Here is a 19,879-nt window from a genome sequence, read left to right as displayed (position 1 = left end):
CTCAGTTCATCATCGCGAGCGTCGGACGCTGGCTCTCGCCGGCCCCGATGATCCCCGGCAGATTCGTGGCCTCGCCGGCGATCATGCCCGACATCTGCCAGAACAGATGCGCAAGGCGGGAGAACACCAGGCGCTCTCGTTCGGCGGGCGCGGTGCTATCAGGGATCGTCACGGTCTCCAGGCCGACCACTTTCTTGAAATCGGGCCAGATCGTCATCGATTGCGCGATCACGGAATAGCAGCGCGGGTCGTCATCGCTCTCGTCGGGTGCCGGCGGCAGACCCGGATATTGCATCGGCAATGCATAGAATTTGTAGGCGCCGTAGCCGAGCCGGAGCAGGAGCTTTTCGGGGACGGCGACATCGGCGGCAAAGGACACCAGCCGCGCTTCGTTCAGCACCTCCGGCGCGATGGCGCCGAGGTCCTGGGCACGCAGTGCCGAACAGAAAGCGAGGTCGCGATTGTGCTCGCGGAGCAGATTGGCCAGCGGCTGCTGCTGTTGCACGGTGTCGGTGAGGAGGATGATGGTCTTGAGCATCTTGTGATATCCGTCAGGGAAAGAGATGGCGGGCGGTCATGACTGCGTCGTCGGCCGCTTGGTGGGCGAAGAAATCGTTGGCGATGCGCTGTCCCGGCGCGATCTCCAGGATGCGGTAGCGCGCCAGGGCCGCGGCATCGCGTGCGGCGCCGACATCGTCCTGCCAGGCGCAGAGCGACAGTTCGAGCCGGCCGTAGCCGCCGCTATTGGCGGTATAGGCGCCGGTCAGGGCTTCCACGGTGGCGGCCACTGCACCGGCGTCGCTGGCCGCAATGTCGCGCAGGATCACGGCCACGCCGTTCGCAGTGTGGGCATTCGAGGTCATCACCATGAAGGCATCACGGGCGCCGGTCCGGCTGGCGCGACGGGCCGTGCGAACGATGCCGGCGAAGGCCGGATCCGGCCCGAGCTCCAGCGTCGTCGTTTGCTGGTCATGCAGAACCGTCGCGCGTATCGCGCCGAGGTCGCCCGTCAGCGCATGATAGGACCGCGGCAGCCACACCGTGTCGAGCGGCACCTGCGAGGACGTCAGGCTCCAGGCCTGGTCGAGCAGATAGCCTTCCCAGATCGCGGGATGCGACGCGGCGAGCTGTTGCCAGGCCCGCAACAGCATCTCGGCGCGTTCGGTGCGGCCGAGATAGAGGGTGCGGGCCGACATCTCCCAGCGGTTCCATTTGTGGAGCGCGACATCGCAGCCGAGAAACGACGGCAGCAGCGGTGCCTCGCGCAGCATGGCGCCGGCTTCGACGAACAGCAGCGGCTCGCGGTACTTGTTCCACATCCGCACCATGAACTCGGCCTTCTCGAAGCAGAGGACGCGGTCGGCGAGCCGGGTGTCGATCGGCTCGATATGGCAAGGGAGGGCAAATCGGCTCGAGCGCGTGTCGGAGCGAAGAGGCCGCCGTCGCGTCGCCGCCCTGCGGGTAGCAGGAGACGATTCGCGGGCGAACGGTGCAGGTATCAGTCGCGGTGAGGAACTTCGACCAGCCGATGCCGCCCCACCACAGCTCATGCGGACCGTCAGCGCCGCATGGGCCGACGGTGCCGAACTCGGTCAGCTTGGACTTGAGGAAGTCGAAGCCCGGATTCTCGCTCGTTGGAATGACGACGGCACAGCCGGGCGAGAGCGATCGGTAGAACAGCTCGGCAGCCGCGCCACTCGGCGGCTCCCTCAGGATGATGACGCCTTTCCGCCCGGTGTCCGAGACATCGTGGAATGTCGGCGCGCCGTACTGTCCGGCCAGCCAGTCCAGGCGGTCGCGCTGGGCTCGTCCAAGCTTGATGCCGCCGGATTGCAGCAGCCGATCCAGGTCTTCGTGCGTCCTGTCCGTCAATTCCGTACCCCCGGTCCCATCCCAGGACTTGAACGATCCGGGCCGGGCGATCAGGCGCACTATTTAGGGCTGGAGCCGAGCGGCGTGATTGCGACGGAGTAGATCGCGATATCGTCAGTCATCTTGGCGACCGGAATCAGCAGGCAGCCGTCCTCGTTCTCGGCGCGATAATGGTCGCCATTCCTCTGAATTCCGGCATAGACCAGGCTTTCCGAGGCGATGCCGAGCACGTCCTGGCGCTCGGCCGCGTCACGGATGAATTCGGCGGTCTGGATGGTCACACCGTGCAGGAGGCCTTCGGCGGCGAATTTCGGCAGCGGCAGCGCGATCGTGGTGATGCCCATGGCGCGCGAGAGCGGAATGCGGACGCGCAGCTCGCCGAGGCCGGTGCGATAGACGCTCACCGTTTCGAGCGTGGCCTCGCCATTGCCGCGGAACAACCCGACCTGGACGGTGCCGGAGGGCCTCTCCTCGAAGACGTCGGCCGGCAGGCGGTTGACGCCGAACAACGTATAGAGATAAGCGTGGGACGGAGACATCAAGGCAAAGCTGCCCGCCAGCCACATTGGTGGCGCGACCGATGCACAGGCGGCAGAGAGGCCGCGTGCCGTGACCTGACGGCGGACGAATTCGCCGTCGAGCATCGGTGCCAGTGCGTGCGTGCCGAGATTGACGTCATGCTTCAATCCGCCGAGCAGCGCGAGTTCGTCCTCGTCGGGCAGCAGCAGAAGCCGGGCCAGCGTCGCCGCACACCAGCGTGAAGCGACATCGGTCGCCGCATAGGGATCGAGGCCATGGTCGAGCGCAACGTCTTCGGCGCTTTCCGCAAAGGCAAGGGCGCCGGTCTGGATCTCGGCGGCCAATGCAATCTGGCTTGCAGGCCGCGGATTGATCTCGCGCAGCGCCGCGCCGCCATCGTAATCCCGCACTGAACCATCGGGTGAGCAGCAGATCTGCTCCAGCACCGCGACGTTGCGGATCAACATGCGCTTGATATGGGGGTGACGACGAGGTCGGAGATGAAGCCCTCCGCGCTGTCGCGCTCGGCGACGTCGTCGAAGGCGTCGTCGAGCGACATCAGGTAGGCGCCGTGCAGGCGGATCTCGATGCCTTCGAGGTCGAAGATGCGTCGCAGCGCCTTCTGCACGCTGCCGGAATAGCCGAGATCGGCGAGCACGAGGTCGGTGCAGCCGTCGAAGCCGGGGATGGCCTGGCGCAGATAGGCGAGCAGCCGGGCCCGCAGTCCCGCGGCGAGCTCGGCGATTTCGTCGGGATCCATCAGGTCGGGAAGCGCCTCGGCGAGCTCTTCCCCGAGGCGATACCGCCGGGAAAGCCGGCGAAGAACGCCGCGACCTTCGGCGGCATGAGCTTCACCACATCGCCGAAGGTCGGCGCGTCGATCCTGAAGACCTTGCTGAGGAGGTCGACCAGCGGCTGCATTGTGTCGGCCGAGGCGATCAGGCTGACGCGGCGATTGATCTCGATATAGGCCGCCGCGTCACTGTGCAGTTCCTGCCAGATCCGGTGCGACAGAAATCCGTCGCGGCCAAGAAAGCCGAGCGCGACCCTCCGGCCGGGCCCTGCAACGTCCTCGCAGCGCCGCGCCACGAAGGCGTCGAAGGCGGTCATGGCCGGGCCGAGGATGGTAAGACCCAAATGGAAGGCGGGAGATTTCTCGACGCTGCGTGTGGCGACCATCCGCCGCAATGTGCGTGAGCCGTGATCGAGCCGTGATGGCGCTCCCGCGCACAGCAGCTCGAACAGCGCGGTCTCGCGCTGAAGCCTGGAAGCGAGCTGTGCCGTTGCTTGCGGATAATAGCGCGGCCGAATGCCATGCCGCCGCGCGCCCCTGATATCGGCCTTCTCGTTGTCGCCGACGTGAAAGGAAGCGGCGGCATCGATGCCTTGCTCCGACAGATACGTCGCAAACAGCGCCTCGCCCTTGCTGCTGCCATGATCGCAGGACGCATAGAGGAAGTCCCACGTCAGTCCCGGACGGCAGGCCCGCAGCAGCCGTGCCAATCGACCCGAGTCCCAATACGTGTCGGAGATGAAGCCGACGCGATGGCCGGCGCGCTTCATGTCCAGATATTGCCTGAGCATGTCGGGATTGGTGCGACATAGCTCCAGCTCGGCGACGAATTCCGACTCGACCAGATCGTTCAGGCCATCACGCGAGAGACCAAACAGTCTGAACGGAAAGAAGGAATAGATTTCGCCGATATGCACTTCGCTCGTACCGCGCGTCTCCTTCGCGGTCCGGCGTGCACGCGATTCGGCCTGTATGCGATGTTGAACGAAACTCACGGAAACATTCGGCAAAATTCGTGAAATGCCTGAAAGCTCGCAAGTCCTTTCAAATACGCCATCGGGCGTCGTGCAGGCGCGAAGTAGAAACGTATCGAAAACATCGAATGACCAGGCAGAAACAATTTGCGCGCGGGGCTCGAGCCCGGCCGTTGCGATCTTCATGCGACAATTCCCCGTCCATCCCGACGATTAACGTGCGCACACGTGGTGTCAGGCGCGATCGATGCGAAAAAGTTCACGCACGATTCAAAATTGCGTTCGTCGTGACTGACAGATTCAAAAAAACAGCTAGGTTCGAAAAGGTGATTCGGAAAAAATTGCCGGGTGCAGAGATCGTCTCGCGTTCGTTCACACCCGGAAACAATCGCTTCCTCGCGTGCTCTGCGCGTGTCGCGCCCGATCATCTAGTGCCGCGTAATGTCAGCGTTTTCTCACGAGTACATCTGTTCAGGATGGATGATCAGCCATGGCGCGAGACGATGTGATGATTGCAGGCTTGACGCGAAGGACCATCGCGCAGTCGGCAATTATTGCCCGATACCCGGCAAAAGTGACCGGCTAACATCTTGAAAAACAACAAAAATTCTTCGCCTGGATTGTTTTGGTGTCGCGTTCAACGCCTGGAAGCCGTGTGGCATATGCGCCGCCGGCGTTGCGGGTTGGAGGTTGCGGGATGAGTTACGCTGCTGATGTCTGGGCTCCCGCCGAGGTCGAGATCACGGCGACAATGCCCGATGATGCGATCGTACAGGTCGCGCCGTCGGTGCCGCTCGCACCGGACAGCGCGCCGGTCGCGGACGATGTCGTCTATGACGAGGATAGCGAGCTTATCGACAGGCTTGCCATCGGCGACGAAGTCGCATTCCGTATGCTGGTCGAGCGTCACATCGACCGCGCTTATGCGATTGCGCTGCGCATCGTCGGCAACGCGGCGGATGCCGAAGACGTGGTGCAGGACACCATGCTCAAGATCTGGAGCCATCGCGGCCGCTGGCAGCATGGCCGCGCGAAATTTTCGACCTGGCTCTACCGGGTCATCTCCAACCGCTGCATCGACCTGCGCCGCAAGCCGCGCAACGAAAACGTCGATAGCGTGCCCGAGGTTGCCGACGGTCAGCCCGGCGCGGTCGAGATCATCGAGCGCAACGAGTTGAACGGTATGCTGGAGCTTGCGATGCAGCGCCTGCCCGAGCAGCAGCGCATCGCGGTGATCTTTTCGTACCATGAGAACATGAGCAACGGCGAGATCGCCCAGGTGATGGACACCACGGTGGCGGCCGTCGAGTCGCTGCTCAAGCGCGGACGTCAGCAGCTTCGCCAGTTGCTGCGAAAACATGAACGCGACATCCGCACCGCGTTTACCGATTGCTAACCATAAAATTCGCCGCGCCGAAGTTTTCGCGCCTGATCTGCTTGCACTCCGCCGTTTGAGCGAACGGACGGGGCTGCGGTCCGCGTCGTCGTAAGTCGATTTCAACGATGCGGCACGCTTGCCCATCAGCACAGGAGCTTCCAATGCCCGCAATCAATACCAATACCGCCGCCAACGCCGCGGTCCGCTATCTCAACATCAACTCCGCGCAGGAAAGCAGCTCGCTCTCGAAGCTTTCGAGCGGCTCGCGCATCACCTCGGCATCCGACGACGCGGCCGGCCTTGCGATCTCCACCCGCATTTCCTCGGACGTGACCACGTTGCAGCAGGCCGCCACCAACGCCTCGCAGGCGACCGCGATCCTGCAGACCGCTGACGGCGGCGCCTCGAACATCTCCGACATTCTCGCGCGCATGAAGTCTCTGGCCTCCGAATCCGCCTCGGGCACCACGACCGACTCGAGCCGCGCCTACATCCAGTCGGAATTCTCGCAGCTCAACTCCGAAATCGATTCGATCGCGACCGGCACCCGCTATTCCAGCCAGAGCCTGCTCGATGGATCCAGCGTGTTCTCGTCCGGCGTGTCCGTGCTGGTCGGCTCGGACGGCTCCGACACCATCGACATCAAGCTGACCAGCCTGACGGCATCGTCGCTCGCGGTCACTTCGCTCGACGTCAGCACCCAGTCCGGCGCGACCTCGGCGCTCGACGCCCTCGACACCGCGATCGACACGGTGTCCGCTGCGCGCGCCTCGATCGGTGCCCAGGAATCGCGATTCAACTTCTCGTCGGATTCGATCTCGACCCAGACACAGAATCTCCAGTCGGCGAACTCGGCGATCAAGGACGTGGATATCGCGGCCGAGCAGTCCAAGCTGTCTTCGGCCGAGGTGAAGACCCAGGCTGCCGTCTCGGCGCTGGCCGCCGCCAATCAGATGCCGCAGTACCTGCTCAAGCTGCTGGGCTGATGATCAACTGACCGGGCCGGCATGATGCCTGCCCGGTCCTCTCTGTCGGGGACAACCAAGCAAAGTGGCCAGCGTCAGCTCCAGCACCAGCAGCACAAGCACGACTTCCTCGGGCGTGTCGGTCACGACGAGCGGCACCACCAATTCGAGCAGCATCGATTGGACGGCGCTGATCCAGTCCGCCGTCGACGCGAAGACCGCGCAGGCTGATACGATCTCGACCACGATCACGACCAATGAAGCCAAGATATCGGCCTATCAGACGCTGCAAACCGATCTGAAGACGCTATCTTCGGACCTGGCGTCGCTTTCCACCGCGGTGGTCAATTCGCTGTCCACCAGCGCATTTGCGACGCGCGCGGCGAGCATCAGTTCCACCGGCGACGTGAGCGCCTCGTCGGCGCTGTCCATGACGCTCAAGAGCGGGGCGGCGATCGGCGACCACACGCTGACGATCAGCCAGCTGGCCACCGCGCAAAAGGTTTCCGGCGCGTCGCAATCCAGCCAGACCGACGAACTCGGATACTCCGGCACGTTTTCCATCGGCCTGGAGGGCGGCAGCACGTCCGATGTCACCATCACCAGCACGATGTCGCTTCAGGACATCGTCGATACCATCAATGCCCAGACCTCGACGACCAATGTCCAGGCCTCAATCGTGCAGGTCTCCAGCACCTCGTTCCAGATGGTGCTGACGGGCACGGAGGATGCCGCCGACATCACCTATTCGAGCACGTCAGGGGACGATATTCTCAACAAGCTCGGTGTGACCGACAGTTCGGGAAGCTTCACCGACGAGCTCCAGGCAGCGCAGGCCGCCGAGTTCACGCTCGACGGCATCGCGATGACCCGCGACACCAACGACATCTCGGACGTCCTGAGCGGGGTCACCTTCAGCCTGCTCCAGGAGACGCCGGACGGAGCGACACTGAACATCAGCATCGAAACTGACACCAGCCAGATCCAGTCGACGCTGGAGACGTTCGTCACCAACTACAATGCCTTTCGCGACGAGGTGATCGCACAGCAGAAAACCGCAACCGACGGCACAGCGGATTCGAGCGCGGTGCTGTTCGGCGACGGAACCATGCGCAACATCATGGATGCGCTTCAGAATGCGCTGAACTCGACCGTGGGCGGCCTGACCATGGCCGATCTCGGCCTGTCCTTCAACGAGAGCAATGAACTCGAACTGGATACCAGCACGCTCTCGGATATCCTGAGCACGAATCTGAGCGGCGTGACCAAGCTGTTGTCGGCGCAGACGACGACGTCGTCGAGCCAGCTCAGCGTCGTCAATACCGGAACGTCGCCGCAATCCTTCACCCTCGATCTGGCGGTCGATGCCGACGGAAACCTCACGTCGGCGTCGGTCGGCGGCGACTCGTCGCTGTTCACGGTCAGCGGGACCACGATCATCGGCGCGTCCGGCTCGATCTACGCTGGCATGGCCTTCACCTATAGTGGCTCGACCTCGCAATCGATTGCGGTGACGTCGACCTCGGGCATTGCAACGCAGCTCTATCGGCTCGCAAAGGACTACTCGTCGTCGAGCGGCGTGCTGCAAACGCAGATTACCAGTCTGACAACCCGCGACGACGAACTCCAACAGAAGGTCGACGACATCAACAGCGCAGCGTCGACGCTGCAGTCGCAGCTCGAGACGCAATACGCGAAGTACCAGGCGGCGATCGAGAGCGCCAATAGCACGCTCAACTATCTCAAGGCCTTGCTCAATTCCAGCTCGAGTAACTGATGATGCATAATCCGATGGCGTACATGGCCAACCAGGCCTATCGGGGAGCGGCAACGAGCGTGCCGCCGCTCAAGGCGGTCTCGATACTGCTTGGCGGCGCGATCACCTCCCTCCAGAAGTCGCTGAACGCCCAGGAGGGACGGCGCTTCGAGGAGGGGCACGAGCACCTGATGAAGGCGACGGCGATCCTGCGCGGGCTGAGCCACAATCTCGATTTCGCCAAGGGTGGGGCGGTGGCGGAGCGGATGTTCCAGACCTACAACGTTCTTATCCTGGCGAGCCTCAAGGCCTACGGCCGGCCGCATGCCCGCGAAAGCTTTCGGCGGATCATCGCCGGGCTGACCGAGCTGCGGGAGGCATGGGAGTCCGTTGATGCCACGCTGCGGAGCAGCAAGGCCGATTCGGCCCGGACGGGCTGAAGCGGCTTGGTGCTTCGCACGGCGAGGAGCGGCGTCGAGACGGGTCGTTTTCGTCGATTCCATGGTGCTGCGGGCGCTTTGGCGCCCGAATCCGCTGAAATCCGGTTTCCGCCTCGCCCGCAATGCTTTATGACGGCCAGATCGAGGCGGGATCGGCGGGGCGATGGACGTCACCGAGTTTGAGGAATTGATCGACCGGCTGGGCGAGGATGTTTCCCTCTGGCCCGACGGTCGGCGCTTGCCCGCAGAAGAGCTGCTTGCGCAATCGCCAGCCGCGCAGGCCGTGCTGGAAGAGGCGCGCGCCTTGCGCCTTGCGCTTGCCGCACCTGCGGTGCGCGCGCCAGCGGGCCTCGCCGACCGCATCGTGGCAACGGCCATGAAGATGAAGAGCGATACGGCCGAGCCGCGCACCGAAGGCGAGACGGCAGAGAGCTGAGCGCTTCCTTTTCAACCTTCGTATCGTTCCTCGCCTCCCCTGTAACACGACGATCGCGCTGGCGCCTGGGGCGTTGAAGCTCTCGCATCGTCATGGTCGTGCGCGTTCATATGCGATTGCGTTGCTGCGAGCGAACAGAACGCAGCTTTGCGACCATAGACCAGCTTGAGATCATCGCTCCTCCGGCACGTGCACACGCGGCAGATTTTGCCGTGTCGAATGACGCTTTCGCGCGCGTGAATCCGCGCCTGAATCCACGCGGCCACCCGTTTCATCAGCACACAGATTTCAAGCGCCGCCGATCGACACGCAGTCGCCGGGAGCGCAGGAAAGCCGGAGCTTCTGATGACCGTTTCCGCAACGAGTTCTGCGTCGACCGCGACGACAACGACGTCGTCGTCGAGTACGTCGTCCAATTCGACGCTGACATCCAGCGATTTCCTGAGCCTGCTTGTCAGTGAACTCCAGAACCAGAATCCGCTGGACGCGACCTCGACCACCGACCTCGTCAATCAGCTCACCTCCTACGCGAATTTCACCTCCCAGCAGTCGATCAACACCAACCTCAATTCGCTTGCGAGTTCGTTCTCGAGCCTCGTGACGCTGAATTCCGTGAACTACATCGGCCACACCGTCGAGGCGAAGACGGACACATCGACGTTGAGCAATGGCTCGGCGACGTTCGGTTACTCGCTGTCCTCGGCCGCCTCGGATGTCTCGATCAGCGTCAAGGACTCCTCCGGCAATACGGTGTGGACCGGCACCGGAACCGGGAATGCCGGATCGAACAGCTTTACCTGGGACGGCAAGGATTCCAGCGGCAACCAGCTCTCCGACGGCGGTCAGTACACGATCTCGGTGACCGCGACGAACTCGTCCGGAAATTCGGTCCTGAACTACACGACCGTCACCGGCACGGTCACCGGCATCGACACCTCGACCTCGACACCTTCGCTGACCGTGAACGGCGTTTCCGTCAGCGCCGCCAACATCATCGGCGTCACATCCTGATTTTTCCGGAGTTCTATCATGAGTCTCAGCGGCGCATTATCCTCGGCGATCTCGGCGCTCAGTGCGCAGAGTCAGTCCCTGTCGATGATCAGCGACAACATCGCCAATTCCGATACGACCGCCTACAAGACGACGTCCGGAATGTTCGACGCGCTCGTCACGGCGTCGAGCAACGCGACTTCCTATGCCTCGGGTGGCGTCACCGTCTCGGGCCGCGCCAACATCACCCAGCAGGGCCTGCTGGCTGCGACCTCCAACGCCACCGACGTCGCGATCCAGGGCTCCGGCTTTTTCGTGGTGACCAGCGCCACGTCGGGCGGCACTGTCGCCTACACCCGCAACGGTGCTTTCACGACCGACAATGCCGGCTATCTCCAGAACAACGGCTATTATCTCGAGGGATGGCGCACCGACGCCGACGGCAACGTCGTCGGCAGTGAGTCGGCGAGCAATCTCGAGGCGATCAACACCCAGGTCGCATCGACCAGCGGCAGTGCGACCACCAAGACCACGGTCGCGGCCAATTTGCCGTCGGATGCGGCGACCGGCGATGCCTATACCAGCTCGATGACGGTCTACGATTCGCTCGGTGCCGCGAACTCGATGCAGATCACCTGGACGAAAACCGGAACCAACACCTGGAACGCGAGCTTCGCCAACCCAACCTCGACCTCGGATACCACCACTGCGACGGGCACGGCCTCGGGCTCCATCGACATCACGTTCAACAGCGACGGCTCGCTCGCCAGCACCAGTCCCAGCCCGGCGACCGTCTCGATCACAGGCTGGACCGATGGCGCAGCCAGCAGCACCGTCACCATGGATCTCGGCACCGTCGGCAAGACCGACGGGCTCACCCAATATGCCTCCGGCGAGACCACGCCGTCCGTGAACGTCACCAGCATCGATTCCGACGGCCTGTCCTACGGCAAGCTGTCCAGCATCGCGATCGGCGATGACGGCCTGGTCAACGCCACCTATTCCAACGGCCAGACCATCGCGATCTACAAGATCGCGGTGGCGACCTTCGCCGCTCCCAACGGGCTCTCTGCCTCCAGCGACGGTATCTATTCGGCGACGGTGACGTCGGGCAATGCCGCGCTGCAGGGATCCGGCGAGAACGGCGCGGGCACGATCTTCGGCAGCGAGCTGGAGTCCTCGACCACCGACACCAGCAGCCAGTTCTCGAGCATGATCTCGGCGCAGCAGGCCTATTCGGCGGCATCCCAGGTCATTTCCACTGTCAACAAGATGTATGACACGCTGATCTCGGCGATGAGGTGAGCCATGCGGGGCGAAGAGGCCAGGGAGGCCGGAGAGGTGCTGTTGCGCCGGTTGCGCCGGCTGGTGACGCGAGCCGAAATCGTCAAGAGGGGCGACCGCAAGCAACTGCTTGCGCTGATCGACGACGTCGAAGCGACCCGACGCGGCCTGTTGGAACGGCGTGGCGAAGTCGAGGACGAGATCAGGCAGGCCACCGTCAGAACAAACGCGATCGGCGCCTACTTGCGCAACGCGCAGTCCGGCCGCGGCAAACGGCATAATTAGAAGAAGGCGATGATCATGACTGTAGCTCAAGCCAAGAGCCAAGCCACCAGGACGAACAGCGCGAACGGCGACGTTCGGATCAAGTCTCTGATCACGCTGATCGACACATTGACCGCGCTTGTCGCTGAGGAGAATCTGGAACTCGCCAAGGGCCTGCCGGCCTCGCGTCTGAAGCAGGTCGACGAGAAGAACCGCCTGGCCGAGGTGTTCGAGCGGACCGTTGCCGAATGCGCCGCGGGCACAACCAGCCTGCATGTCTCGGATCGTATCCTGCGCGAGCAGCTCTTGGAGCGGATCCTGAAGCTGCGCGCGGCGATGGACGAAAATCTGGTGCGGTTGCGCGCGGCGATCGAGGCCAGCAATCGCCGGATCGAGGCCGTCATGCAGGCGATCCGCGAGCAGATCGCGGCGGTGTCGCCCTATGGCGCCTCTGGCCGGATTGCCACGCGTTCAGTCTCCAGCGGCACCAGCCGCAGCGCCTGACGAAGCGAGGGTTCCGCCGTGTCACTCAATATCGCACGATCGATCGCCTTCAGCGGGCTGTCGGCGACGTCCGTGCAGATCAGCGTGACGTCGTCGAACATCTCGAATGCCGACACGACGGGCTACACCGCGAAGACCGCGAGCCAGTCGAGCAGTGTCACCAACGGTGTCGGCACCGGCGTCACCGTGAGCGGCATCACCTCGACGGTCGACAAGCTGCTGTTGAAGTCGCTGATCGGAGCGACCTCCGACCTCGGATCGGCCGATACGACCAACACCTATCTGACGTCGCTTGAGAAGCTCTACGGCTCGACCAGCAGCACCGACGAGAGCTCCACGGGAACCTCGCTTGCCAACAGCATCGCCTCGCTGGAATCGGCGCTGTCGTCGCTGGCGAGCACGCCGAGCAGCGCCTCGCTGCAATCCAACGTCGTCAGCGCGCTCGATGACGTCGCGAGCCAGCTGCGGGAGACGTCGAGCGGAATCCAGAAACTCCGCAGCGACGCCGACCAGGATATCTCGTCCTCGATCGACGACGTCAATTCGAACCTGCAGGAGATCGCGGACCTGAACGCGGCGATCAAGCAGACGGCGGCGGTCGGCCAGTCGACCGCAGACCTGGAGGACCAGCGCAATACCGCCCTCCAGGACGTCGCCTCCAAGATGAACATCAGCTACTTCACGGCGTCGAACGGCGATCTCCAGATCTATACGACGTCCGGTCAGGCGCTGGTCGACAGTTCCGCGCACACGATCAGCTATACCGCCGCCGCCAGCGTAACGGCGTCCACGACCTATGCCGCCGGCTCCTCGTCGAGCGGCTTCAGTGCGATCGAGGTCAACGGGGTCGACATCACCTCGCAGATCACCGGTGGCGACATCGGCGCACTGGTGACGTTGCGCGACAAGACCCTGCCCGCGGCGCAGTCCCAGCTCGACCAGCTGGCGCAGCAGCTCGCTTCCGCGATGAACGGCGTCTCGAACAGCGCCTCTGCGGTGCCGGCGCCGGCGAGCCTGACAGGTACGACCGCCGTCACCAGCAGCACGGCGCTCTCCGCCACCGGCACGGTGCGGATCGCCGCCACCGACCAGAGCGGCAGTCTGGTCTCCTACGCTGATCTCGATCTGTCGTCCTATTCCACGGTCGGAGATCTCGTCACCGCGATCAACGGCATCTCCGGACTGTCCGCAGCGGTCGATTCGGACGGCCATCTCTCGATCACCGCGACCGGCTCCGGCAATGGCGTCGCCATCAACGATATGACGAGCGCGGTGGGGAGCTCCGGCGATGGATTCTCGGACTATTTCGGTCTCAACGATCTGGTGACGGGAACGGGTGCGTCGGACATCGCGGTCAACAGCAAGATCCTGACCGGGACCAGCGAGCTTCAACTCGCGACCCTGGACTCCTCGTCGAGCCTGACGGTCGGCAGCACGGTGCTGTCGTCGGGGTCTGCCACGGTCGTCAACGCCTTCTACGACGCTCTGACGGAGTCCCGGACGTTTTCCTCCACTGGCGGGCTCTCCGCTACGACTGGTTCTCTCGCCGACTATGCCTCGACCATCGTGTCGGACGTCGCCAGCAAATCGTCGCAGGCGTCGACGAACTACACCGCCAAGGAGACCGCGCAATCGACTTATGCGGACTCGCTGTCGTCGCAATCCGGCGTCAACCTCGACGAGGAATCGGCCAAGCTCAGCACGCTCCAGAACAAATATTCGGCGGCTTCCGCGCTGATCCAGGCCATCAACTCGATGTATTCAGCGCTGCTCTCTGCCGTGCAGTCGACATAAGAGGGGAGCGGGCCATGGTGGCGATGCGTGTCGCGACCTTCGCGCAATCGAACAAGATGATCGCCGACGCGCTGCGCGTGCAGTCGGTCATAGCCGAAAAGCAGACCCAGGAATCGTCGGGCCTGATTTCGACCGATTACGGCGGCTATGGCTCGGGCGCGCAGCATGTCGTCAACCTCCAGGTCTCGGTGACGCGCGCGCAATCCTACATCGATGCTGCGACCCTCGCGGACAGCAAGGTCCAGGTGATGTATTCGGCTGTCGGCTCGATGACCGACATCCTCACCCAGCTCCGTTCCCAGCTCAGCGCCGCATCGACCGGAAGCTCGACCGAGACAAGCTCGGTGATCAGCTCCGCCCAGCAGATGCTGGAGCAGATGGGCTCGCTCATGAACACGCAATATGACGGCCAATATGTCTTTGGCGGCGGCAAGACGGACACTGCCCCGGTCGACCTCTCGAGCTTTTCGTCAGGAGCGGGGTCGCTCACCACGGCGGACACCAGCTACTACGGGGGAGATGACGAGATAGCTTCGGTGCGTGTCGCAGCCGACCAGGCCGTGTCCTATGGCGTTACGGCCGACAATTCGGCGTTCGAGGAGGTGATGCGCGTTCTGAAGTTCGTGGCCAGCAGCACATCGCTGTCGTCCTCGGACATCTCCAGCGCGCTCGATCTCGCCGGTACGGCTCTCGACGACACCGCGGCAGTCCAGGCCAAACTCTCCAACGCGGCATCCTCGATCGAGACGGCGAGCGCTCGCCAAACCGACTACAAGAGTTATGCCGAGACGTTGTCGAGCGACCTCACCAGCGTCGACGTCGCCGCAATTACGGCGCAGCTCTCGACCTACGAGTCGCAACTGACCGCGTCCTATTCGGCGCTCGGCAAGATCCTGAGTATGAATCTGGCGAGCTACCTGAAATAGGACGGGCTCATTCGGCTGCGATGCGGTCCATGGCCATGTCGCGAAGCCGGGCGCGCTGGATCTTGACGCCATTGGCGCTGTCCGTGATCGGGAACGCGTCGACGACGTAGATGCGCGCCGGCACCTTGTAGCCGGCGAGCCGCTCGCGCAGTCGCGCAGTCAGCGCCTCCCGCTCCAGCTGCCCTTGGTGCGCAATGACGAAGGCGACGCAGCGCGCCTGGCCCTTCAGATCGACCGCGACGACCTGCGCGTCAGCGACGCCGCTGCAGGATTTGAGCTCGTCCTCGATCTCGCCCGGCGCAACCAGGAAGCCGCCGAGCCGCATCGCATCGCCCGCCCGGGTCTCGTAGACGAAGGCGCCGTCGCCGCGCAGCCGGCCGATGTCTCCGGTGCGGAAGAAACCGTCGGCGGTGATGGCCTCGCGCGTGGCTTCAGGGTTGTTGAAATAGCCGAGGAATCGCGACGGCGCGCTGATCTCGATCTCGCCGGAGACGCCGCGCGCGGCCAGCTCGCCGGTCTCCATGTCGCGCACGCGCACCTTTGCATCGGCTGACATCGGCCAGCCGCCGCCTTCGATCCGGTCCGCGAAGGCGTCGTCGGGACGGGCGATCGAGAACAGCGCCTGCACCTCGCTCGAACCGTAGAGGCCGTAGAGCGGCATGCCGCGCGCCTCGGCCTCCGCGGCCAACTCGCGCCAGCCGGGTTGAAACGCGGCGTAGCCGCAGATTTCGAGATGCGGGAGCGGGCGCGGCGCATCGGTGAGCGCGAGGATGCGGCGGAACATCTCGTCCGAGCCGAACGAGTGCGTGATCTTGTGCTTGCTGAGGATCTGGAGCGCCGGCGCGGCTTCGAATGCATCGAGCACATGCACGGTCGCGCCGGCTGCGATGAAGCCGAGCAGGCTGGTCATGCCGAACGTGCCGCAGAACGGCAGCATCGCCAGCAGCGAATGGCGCTGCGGATCGAGCTTGAGGGCTTTGGCGACGGAAGCGGCGTGCGTGGCCAGCGTCCGCTGCGAGTGTGCGACGAGTTTTGGTCCCTTGGTCGTGCCTGACGTGGTGTAGAGCAGCACCGGCAGGTCGACATCGTTCTGCGCAGGCGGAGCAGACGAATAAGTCTCGAAGGCCTCGACGCGGACGCACGGCCATTGCGCGGGGATCGCATCCGCGCCGACCACCGCGAGCCCTCGCAGCGCGGGCACCTCGTCCCTGGCGATATCGGCGAGAATGGCGGCAAAATCGATCGAGCGGAACGCGGCCTCGACCACCATCAGCCTGGCGCCGGAGACTTTGAGCAGATGCGCAACCTCCGCGCTGTGGTAGCGGGTGTTGACGGCGGCAACGACTGCGCCGAGGCGCGCGGCCGCGAACAGCAGCGCGATCCATTCGACCCGGTTGACCAGCCAGACCGCGACGACGTCGCCCCGGCCGATGCCCTGGGCCGCAAGCCAGGCCGCCGTCTGCTCGACCTTGGCAGAGAACTCGGCGCGCGAGACGGGCGCGCCGTCGAAGACGAAGGCGGGATCGGCGGCGATCAGCGATTGCAGCGAATATTCATTGGCACTCATGCCGACCGGAGTAACCCGATCGCGCAAATCTGTCTACTTGGTGCCGAACATCCGGTCGCCTGCATCGCCCAGGCCCGGCACGATGTAGCCGTGGTCGTTGAGCCGCTCGTCGATCGCGGCGGTCCAGACCGGCACGTCGGGATGCTCGCTCTGGAACTGGGCGATGCCTTCGGGCGCGGCGAGCAGGCAGACGAAGCGGAGGTCGCGGGCGCCGCGCGCCTTGAGCAGGGAGGCACCGGCGCAGGCCGAGTTGCCGGTCGCCAGCATCGGGTCCATCAGGATCACGGTGCGGTCGGACAGGTCCTGCGGCGCCTTGAAGTAATATTCCACGGCCTGCAATGTGTCGGGGTCGCGGTAGAGCCCGATATGGGCGATGCGCGCCGAGGGCATCAGCGCCAGCATGCCGTCGAGGAAGCCGACGCCAGCGCGCAGGATCGGCGCCAGCGTGAGCTTCTTGCCGGCGATCTTCGGAGCCTGCATCGGCGCGATCGGCGTCTCGATCTCGACCAGCTCCAGCGGCAGGTCGCGCGTCACCTCGTAGCCCAGTAGCATCCCGATCTCGTTCAGGATCTCGCGAAAGCTCTTGGTCGAGCGATCCTTCTCCCGCATCAGGGAAAGCTTGTGCTGGACCAGGGGGTGGGCGACGACGTTGACGCTGCTGATGCTCATGAAACCGATCTACACGGTTCCGCGAAATTTCGCCAGATCGGCCGGATTGTTTCCGAGGGATCAGCGGCCTCAAGCGGGCATCGCGACCGCCTTGCGGGCCCGGCTGCTCGCCTTGTAGGCAGCCATGGTCAGCTCCCGCGAAGCGCTAGACCCCGAGCCCGCGAGCGAGGAGCGTGATCACGAGCGTTAGGATCGCGCCCCAGATCAGGCTCAGCGTCATGACAAGGATCGTCGTAGTCACCGCCTGTTCCAGATTTCCCTTGAGAAGCTGCATGCTATTTGTCCGAGGTCGCGGAGATGCGCATGCCGAGCAGCAATGCGGTCATCAATGCCAGCAGGATGGCGATCTTCAGCTCGATCATGGCCGCCCTCCTGTGGTCATGCGTGCAAGGAGCCGCCTCGTTCCCTCTGCCAGCGTGATGAGCGGATTGCCGCGGTTCTCGATGTCGAGCTCAAACGTCTCGGTGGGGAACACCAGGGCGCATCGCTCCGGCTTGCTCTGGCGGTTGGCGAAATCGATCGCAGAGCTCTTGAACAGGAACAGACCGCCGACGCTGCCATTGGCTTCGCGCGCCACCCAGAGGCCGGCGCGGTTGCGCCCGATGAAAAAGGCGGGAATCGCAGCGCTGACGACATCCGGGTCGATCGGCCCAAGCGGCATCCCAAGCGTCGGCGTCTGCTGGGCCTCAGCCCCGCGACGCCCTGCCTGCAGGGCGATCGCGGCCATGGCGGCGTCTTCACACATCTGCAACGCCATGATGGTCTCCCATGCCCTCAGACGTGGAGGTGCCAGACATAAATGGCGATCTTCAGTGCGATCAGCGCGGTGAGCACGCTGCCCATCGAGAGCAGGGCCAGCGCCTGAAGCCCGACGCGCTTGAGTTGGGCCTTGCGCGCCGCCGAAAACCGCGCCGGGCGCTCGGCTGCATTGAAAGGTCGGTCAAAGCCATGTGTCAGGATCGACATTTTGGAGGTCCTCGTCAGCGGCGCGGCAGGACAGCCGCTCCAATCTGCCACTTATGATGTCCATCGTGACGTAGGAATGCGAGATGGGCGCCGCCGCGCCCTTATAGGAATGTCATAATGATGCGGACCGTCGTGCCGGCAACCCTCTGAAGAGATCAGGGCGCCGCTTCGGCCGGGCCTGGGACGGCGCGGGATCCGGATGCGTCATCCCGATCGCTGCGGCAAAGGCCAGCCTCAGCCGTGGTTCCCCGATCTGCTTGCAGAAGCAGTCGAGGATCGCATCCGCGTCTTGAAGCTGCCCGCTGATGGCCGCGCAGAGTTGCGAGTTGGTCCGCCGGAAGAAGTGGAGCGAGCCATCGGGGTCACGCCGGCCACTGGGACGATCGAGCTCCGCCGCGAGCGCCGACATTGAGCCTGTCGGACTCATCCAGCGTCACGGCAAAGCGCAGCAGCGCCAGCTGCCAGGCGCGGAGCAGCCTGTGAGATTCTTTGACGGATTGCAGCATGAGATACCCGGATACTCCGCGACGCGTCAGGCGCCGACACCGTCGATCAGCTCCTCGTCGGCGATCGCGGCGAAGGCCCGTACCACCTCCCTCTGCGCGGCTGCGTCCAGCGGGACGATCGGCAGCCTCGTGCCGTGCGAGATCAAGCCAAGCACGCTCAATGCGTATTTGAGCGCGGCCGGGCTCTCCTTGGCGAAGCACGCGATCAACGGGATCAGGCGCTTGTGCAGGTAGCGCGCCGATTGCAGCCGACCCTGCCTGACCTGCGAGAAGATCGTACGGCACAGATCCGGGGCGATGTTGGCGACCTCCGAGATCGCTCCGTCGCCGCCGCTGGCGATGAAGCCGAACGCCGTGGTGTCGTCGCCGGATAGAAAGCGAAAGCCGGCCGGCAGGTGCCGACTCATACGCATCGGACGGCTGATGTCGCCGCTGCCGTCGCGCAGGCCGACGAACTGGCGGGACTCGACGAGGCGCAGAAGCGTCTCGTCGGCGAGTGGGCGCAGCGTGCGGGAGGGAATGTCGTGCAGGATCACGGGCAAGTCGATCGAGCCGGCGATCGCCCGAAAATGCGCGAGCATCCCCTCCTGCATCGGCTTGTTGTAGGCCGGCACCGTCGCCATCACGGCGTCAGCGCCGGCTGCCTCTGCCCGCCGCGCGAGCGCGATGGCATGGCTGGTTGCGTTCGTGACCGTGCCGGCGATGACCCGCACGCGGCCGCGAGCGACATCGACCGCGGTGCGGATGATCAGCTCCTGCTCGGCCGGCGACAGCGTTGGCGCTTCGCCGGCCGTCTCGCAGACCACGAGCGCGGGAACGCCCGCCGCGACCTGGCGCTCGCAGAGGGCCGCGAACGCCTTGAGATCGATCGCGTCCGCCGCATCGAACGGGGTCGGCATGTCCGGCATGAAGCCGGTGAACCAGGCTGAGGGGGAGTGAACATGGCTTTTCGTCTGTATGCGCCGGCTCAGGCAGCGCGGCGTACGCTGTTGCTGTTGGGGCTCTTGCCCATGTCGAGCTCGATCTCGCGCGGCAGCTCGACGATGGTTTCAGGGCGCTGCCCGTTTTCGAACAGCGCATATTTGACGGCCTGGGCGCGGCTGACGAACAGGCCGCCATAGAGGCCATTCTGTTCCTGGGCGACCCATTGGCCCCTGTGGTTGCGGCCGATGAAGACGATGCTCGAGGGCGAGCTGCACGAGGGAGGTTCGACGAGTTTCACGGACGTATTCCTTCCGATTGACAGAGGTGGCGGGCGCATGTCCCGCAACCGTCC

Annotated in this window: 23 protein-coding genes; 11 read left to right on the top strand and 12 right to left on the bottom strand. The window is 64.2% G+C overall.

What is annotated here, in order from left to right; genetic code table 11:
- Position 1 precedes the first annotated feature (1 nt).
- The 5 genes from ACQ86E_RS07585 to ACQ86E_RS07565 form a co-directional block, all read right to left on the bottom strand.
- Positions 2–538 (bottom strand): hypothetical protein, encoded by a 537-nt coding sequence (locus ACQ86E_RS07585; protein WP_431204885.1) that lies wholly within the window; start codon positions 536–538, stop codon positions 2–4.
- Positions 539–551: 13 nt separating this feature from the next.
- Positions 552–1,328 carry a hypothetical protein gene (locus tag ACQ86E_RS07580; RefSeq protein ID WP_431204884.1) on the bottom strand — a complete coding sequence of 259 codons (777 nt, stop codon included), beginning with the start codon at positions 1,326–1,328 and terminating at the stop codon, positions 552–554.
- 603 nt (positions 1,329–1,931) lie between these two features.
- Positions 1,932–2,858: a hypothetical protein gene (locus ACQ86E_RS07575; protein ID WP_431204883.1), complete on the bottom strand. Its 927-nt coding sequence runs from the start codon at positions 2,856–2,858 to the stop codon at positions 1,932–1,934.
- Positions 2,852–3,151, bottom strand: a complete 300-nt coding sequence (locus tag ACQ86E_RS07570) for a hypothetical protein (protein WP_431204882.1) — start codon at positions 3,149–3,151, stop codon at positions 2,852–2,854. The genes ACQ86E_RS07575 and ACQ86E_RS07570 overlap by 7 nt, the downstream gene beginning before the upstream one ends.
- Complete coding sequence (locus tag ACQ86E_RS07565; RefSeq protein WP_431204881.1) at positions 3,151–4,179, bottom strand: hypothetical protein; 1,029 nt, start codon at positions 4,177–4,179, stop codon at positions 3,151–3,153. The genes ACQ86E_RS07570 and ACQ86E_RS07565 overlap by 1 nt, the downstream gene beginning before the upstream one ends.
- Positions 4,180–4,855: 676 nt before the next feature.
- Between ACQ86E_RS07565 and ACQ86E_RS07560 the strand changes: the two genes are divergently transcribed.
- The 11 genes from ACQ86E_RS07560 to ACQ86E_RS07510 all read left to right on the top strand — a co-directional run bounded on the left by ACQ86E_RS07560 (position 4,856) and on the right by ACQ86E_RS07510 (position 14,895).
- On the top strand, positions 4,856–5,554 hold the full coding sequence (locus ACQ86E_RS07560) for an RNA polymerase sigma factor (RefSeq protein WP_431204880.1): 699 nt from the start codon (positions 4,856–4,858) through the stop codon (positions 5,552–5,554).
- A gap of 143 nt (positions 5,555–5,697) precedes the next feature.
- On the top strand, positions 5,698–6,522 hold the full coding sequence (locus tag ACQ86E_RS07555) for a flagellin (protein ID WP_015684060.1): 825 nt from the start codon (positions 5,698–5,700) through the stop codon (positions 6,520–6,522).
- 115 nt (positions 6,523–6,637) lie between these two features.
- Entirely contained in the window at positions 6,638–8,278 is a 1,641-nt protein-coding gene (gene fliD, locus ACQ86E_RS07550) for a flagellar filament capping protein FliD (RefSeq protein ID WP_431204879.1), read from the top strand.
- Positions 8,278–8,697 (top strand): flagellar export chaperone FliS, encoded by a 420-nt coding sequence (fliS, locus tag ACQ86E_RS07545; protein WP_431204878.1) that lies wholly within the window; start codon positions 8,278–8,280, stop codon positions 8,695–8,697. Before fliD ends, fliS begins: the two co-directional genes overlap by 1 nt.
- Positions 8,698–8,860: 163 nt before the next feature.
- On the top strand, positions 8,861–9,133 hold the full coding sequence (locus ACQ86E_RS07540; RefSeq protein WP_431204877.1) for a hypothetical protein: 273 nt from the start codon (positions 8,861–8,863) through the stop codon (positions 9,131–9,133).
- 345 nt (positions 9,134–9,478) lie between these two features.
- Positions 9,479–10,144, top strand: a complete 666-nt coding sequence (locus ACQ86E_RS07535) for a flagellar hook assembly protein FlgD (RefSeq protein WP_431204876.1) — start codon at positions 9,479–9,481, stop codon at positions 10,142–10,144.
- A gap of 18 nt (positions 10,145–10,162) precedes the next feature.
- Positions 10,163–11,428: a flagellar hook protein FlgE gene (gene flgE / locus ACQ86E_RS07530; RefSeq protein WP_431204875.1), complete on the top strand. Its 1,266-nt coding sequence runs from the start codon at positions 10,163–10,165 to the stop codon at positions 11,426–11,428.
- Between the two features lie 3 nt (positions 11,429–11,431).
- On the top strand, positions 11,432–11,692 hold the full coding sequence (locus ACQ86E_RS07525; RefSeq protein WP_431204874.1) for a hypothetical protein: 261 nt from the start codon (positions 11,432–11,434) through the stop codon (positions 11,690–11,692).
- Positions 11,693–11,701: 9 nt separating this feature from the next.
- Entirely contained in the window at positions 11,702–12,175 is a 474-nt protein-coding gene (locus tag ACQ86E_RS07520; RefSeq protein ID WP_431204873.1) for a flagellar protein FlgN, read from the top strand.
- A gap of 18 nt (positions 12,176–12,193) precedes the next feature.
- The gene (flgK, locus tag ACQ86E_RS07515; RefSeq protein ID WP_431204872.1) at positions 12,194–13,969 is read left to right on the top strand and encodes a flagellar hook-associated protein FlgK; all 1,776 of its coding nucleotides are present in this window, start codon (positions 12,194–12,196) and stop codon (positions 13,967–13,969) included.
- A gap of 14 nt (positions 13,970–13,983) precedes the next feature.
- The gene (locus ACQ86E_RS07510) at positions 13,984–14,895 is read left to right on the top strand and encodes a flagellin (RefSeq protein WP_431204871.1); all 912 of its coding nucleotides are present in this window, start codon (positions 13,984–13,986) and stop codon (positions 14,893–14,895) included.
- A gap of 7 nt (positions 14,896–14,902) precedes the next feature.
- On the opposite strand, the gene ACQ86E_RS07505 is transcribed toward ACQ86E_RS07510, so the two are convergent.
- The 7 genes from ACQ86E_RS07505 to ACQ86E_RS07475 form a co-directional block, all read right to left on the bottom strand.
- Positions 14,903–16,462: an AMP-binding protein gene (locus ACQ86E_RS07505; protein ID WP_431204870.1), complete on the bottom strand. Its 1,560-nt coding sequence runs from the start codon at positions 16,460–16,462 to the stop codon at positions 14,903–14,905.
- 33 nt (positions 16,463–16,495) lie between these two features.
- On the bottom strand, positions 16,496–17,131 hold the full coding sequence (gene upp, locus ACQ86E_RS07500; RefSeq protein WP_431204869.1) for a uracil phosphoribosyltransferase: 636 nt from the start codon (positions 17,129–17,131) through the stop codon (positions 16,496–16,498).
- A 145-nt stretch (positions 17,132–17,276) separates the two neighbouring features.
- Positions 17,277–17,405: a hypothetical protein gene (locus ACQ86E_RS07495; RefSeq protein ID WP_015684076.1), complete on the bottom strand. Its 129-nt coding sequence runs from the start codon at positions 17,403–17,405 to the stop codon at positions 17,277–17,279.
- Positions 17,406–17,489: 84 nt separating this feature from the next.
- Positions 17,490–17,888 carry a hypothetical protein gene (locus ACQ86E_RS07490; protein WP_431204868.1) on the bottom strand — a complete coding sequence of 133 codons (399 nt, stop codon included), beginning with the start codon at positions 17,886–17,888 and terminating at the stop codon, positions 17,490–17,492.
- A 17-nt stretch (positions 17,889–17,905) separates the two neighbouring features.
- Positions 17,906–18,097 carry a hypothetical protein gene (locus ACQ86E_RS07485; protein WP_431204867.1) on the bottom strand — a complete coding sequence of 64 codons (192 nt, stop codon included), beginning with the start codon at positions 18,095–18,097 and terminating at the stop codon, positions 17,906–17,908.
- A 532-nt stretch (positions 18,098–18,629) separates the two neighbouring features.
- Complete coding sequence (gene dapA, locus ACQ86E_RS07480; protein ID WP_431204866.1) at positions 18,630–19,511, bottom strand: 4-hydroxy-tetrahydrodipicolinate synthase; 882 nt, start codon at positions 19,509–19,511, stop codon at positions 18,630–18,632.
- A gap of 59 nt (positions 19,512–19,570) precedes the next feature.
- Entirely contained in the window at positions 19,571–19,825 is a 255-nt protein-coding gene (locus ACQ86E_RS07475; protein WP_431204865.1) for a hypothetical protein, read from the bottom strand.
- Between the last annotated feature and the right edge of the window lie 54 nt (positions 19,826–19,879).

This window comes from Bradyrhizobium betae, from assembly GCF_050632175.1.
Taxonomy (GTDB): Bacteria; Pseudomonadota; Alphaproteobacteria; order Rhizobiales; family Xanthobacteraceae; genus Bradyrhizobium; species Bradyrhizobium betae_B.
The sequence above is the reverse complement of the archived record's forward strand: the minus strand, read 5'-3'. Positions and strand labels throughout refer to the sequence as shown.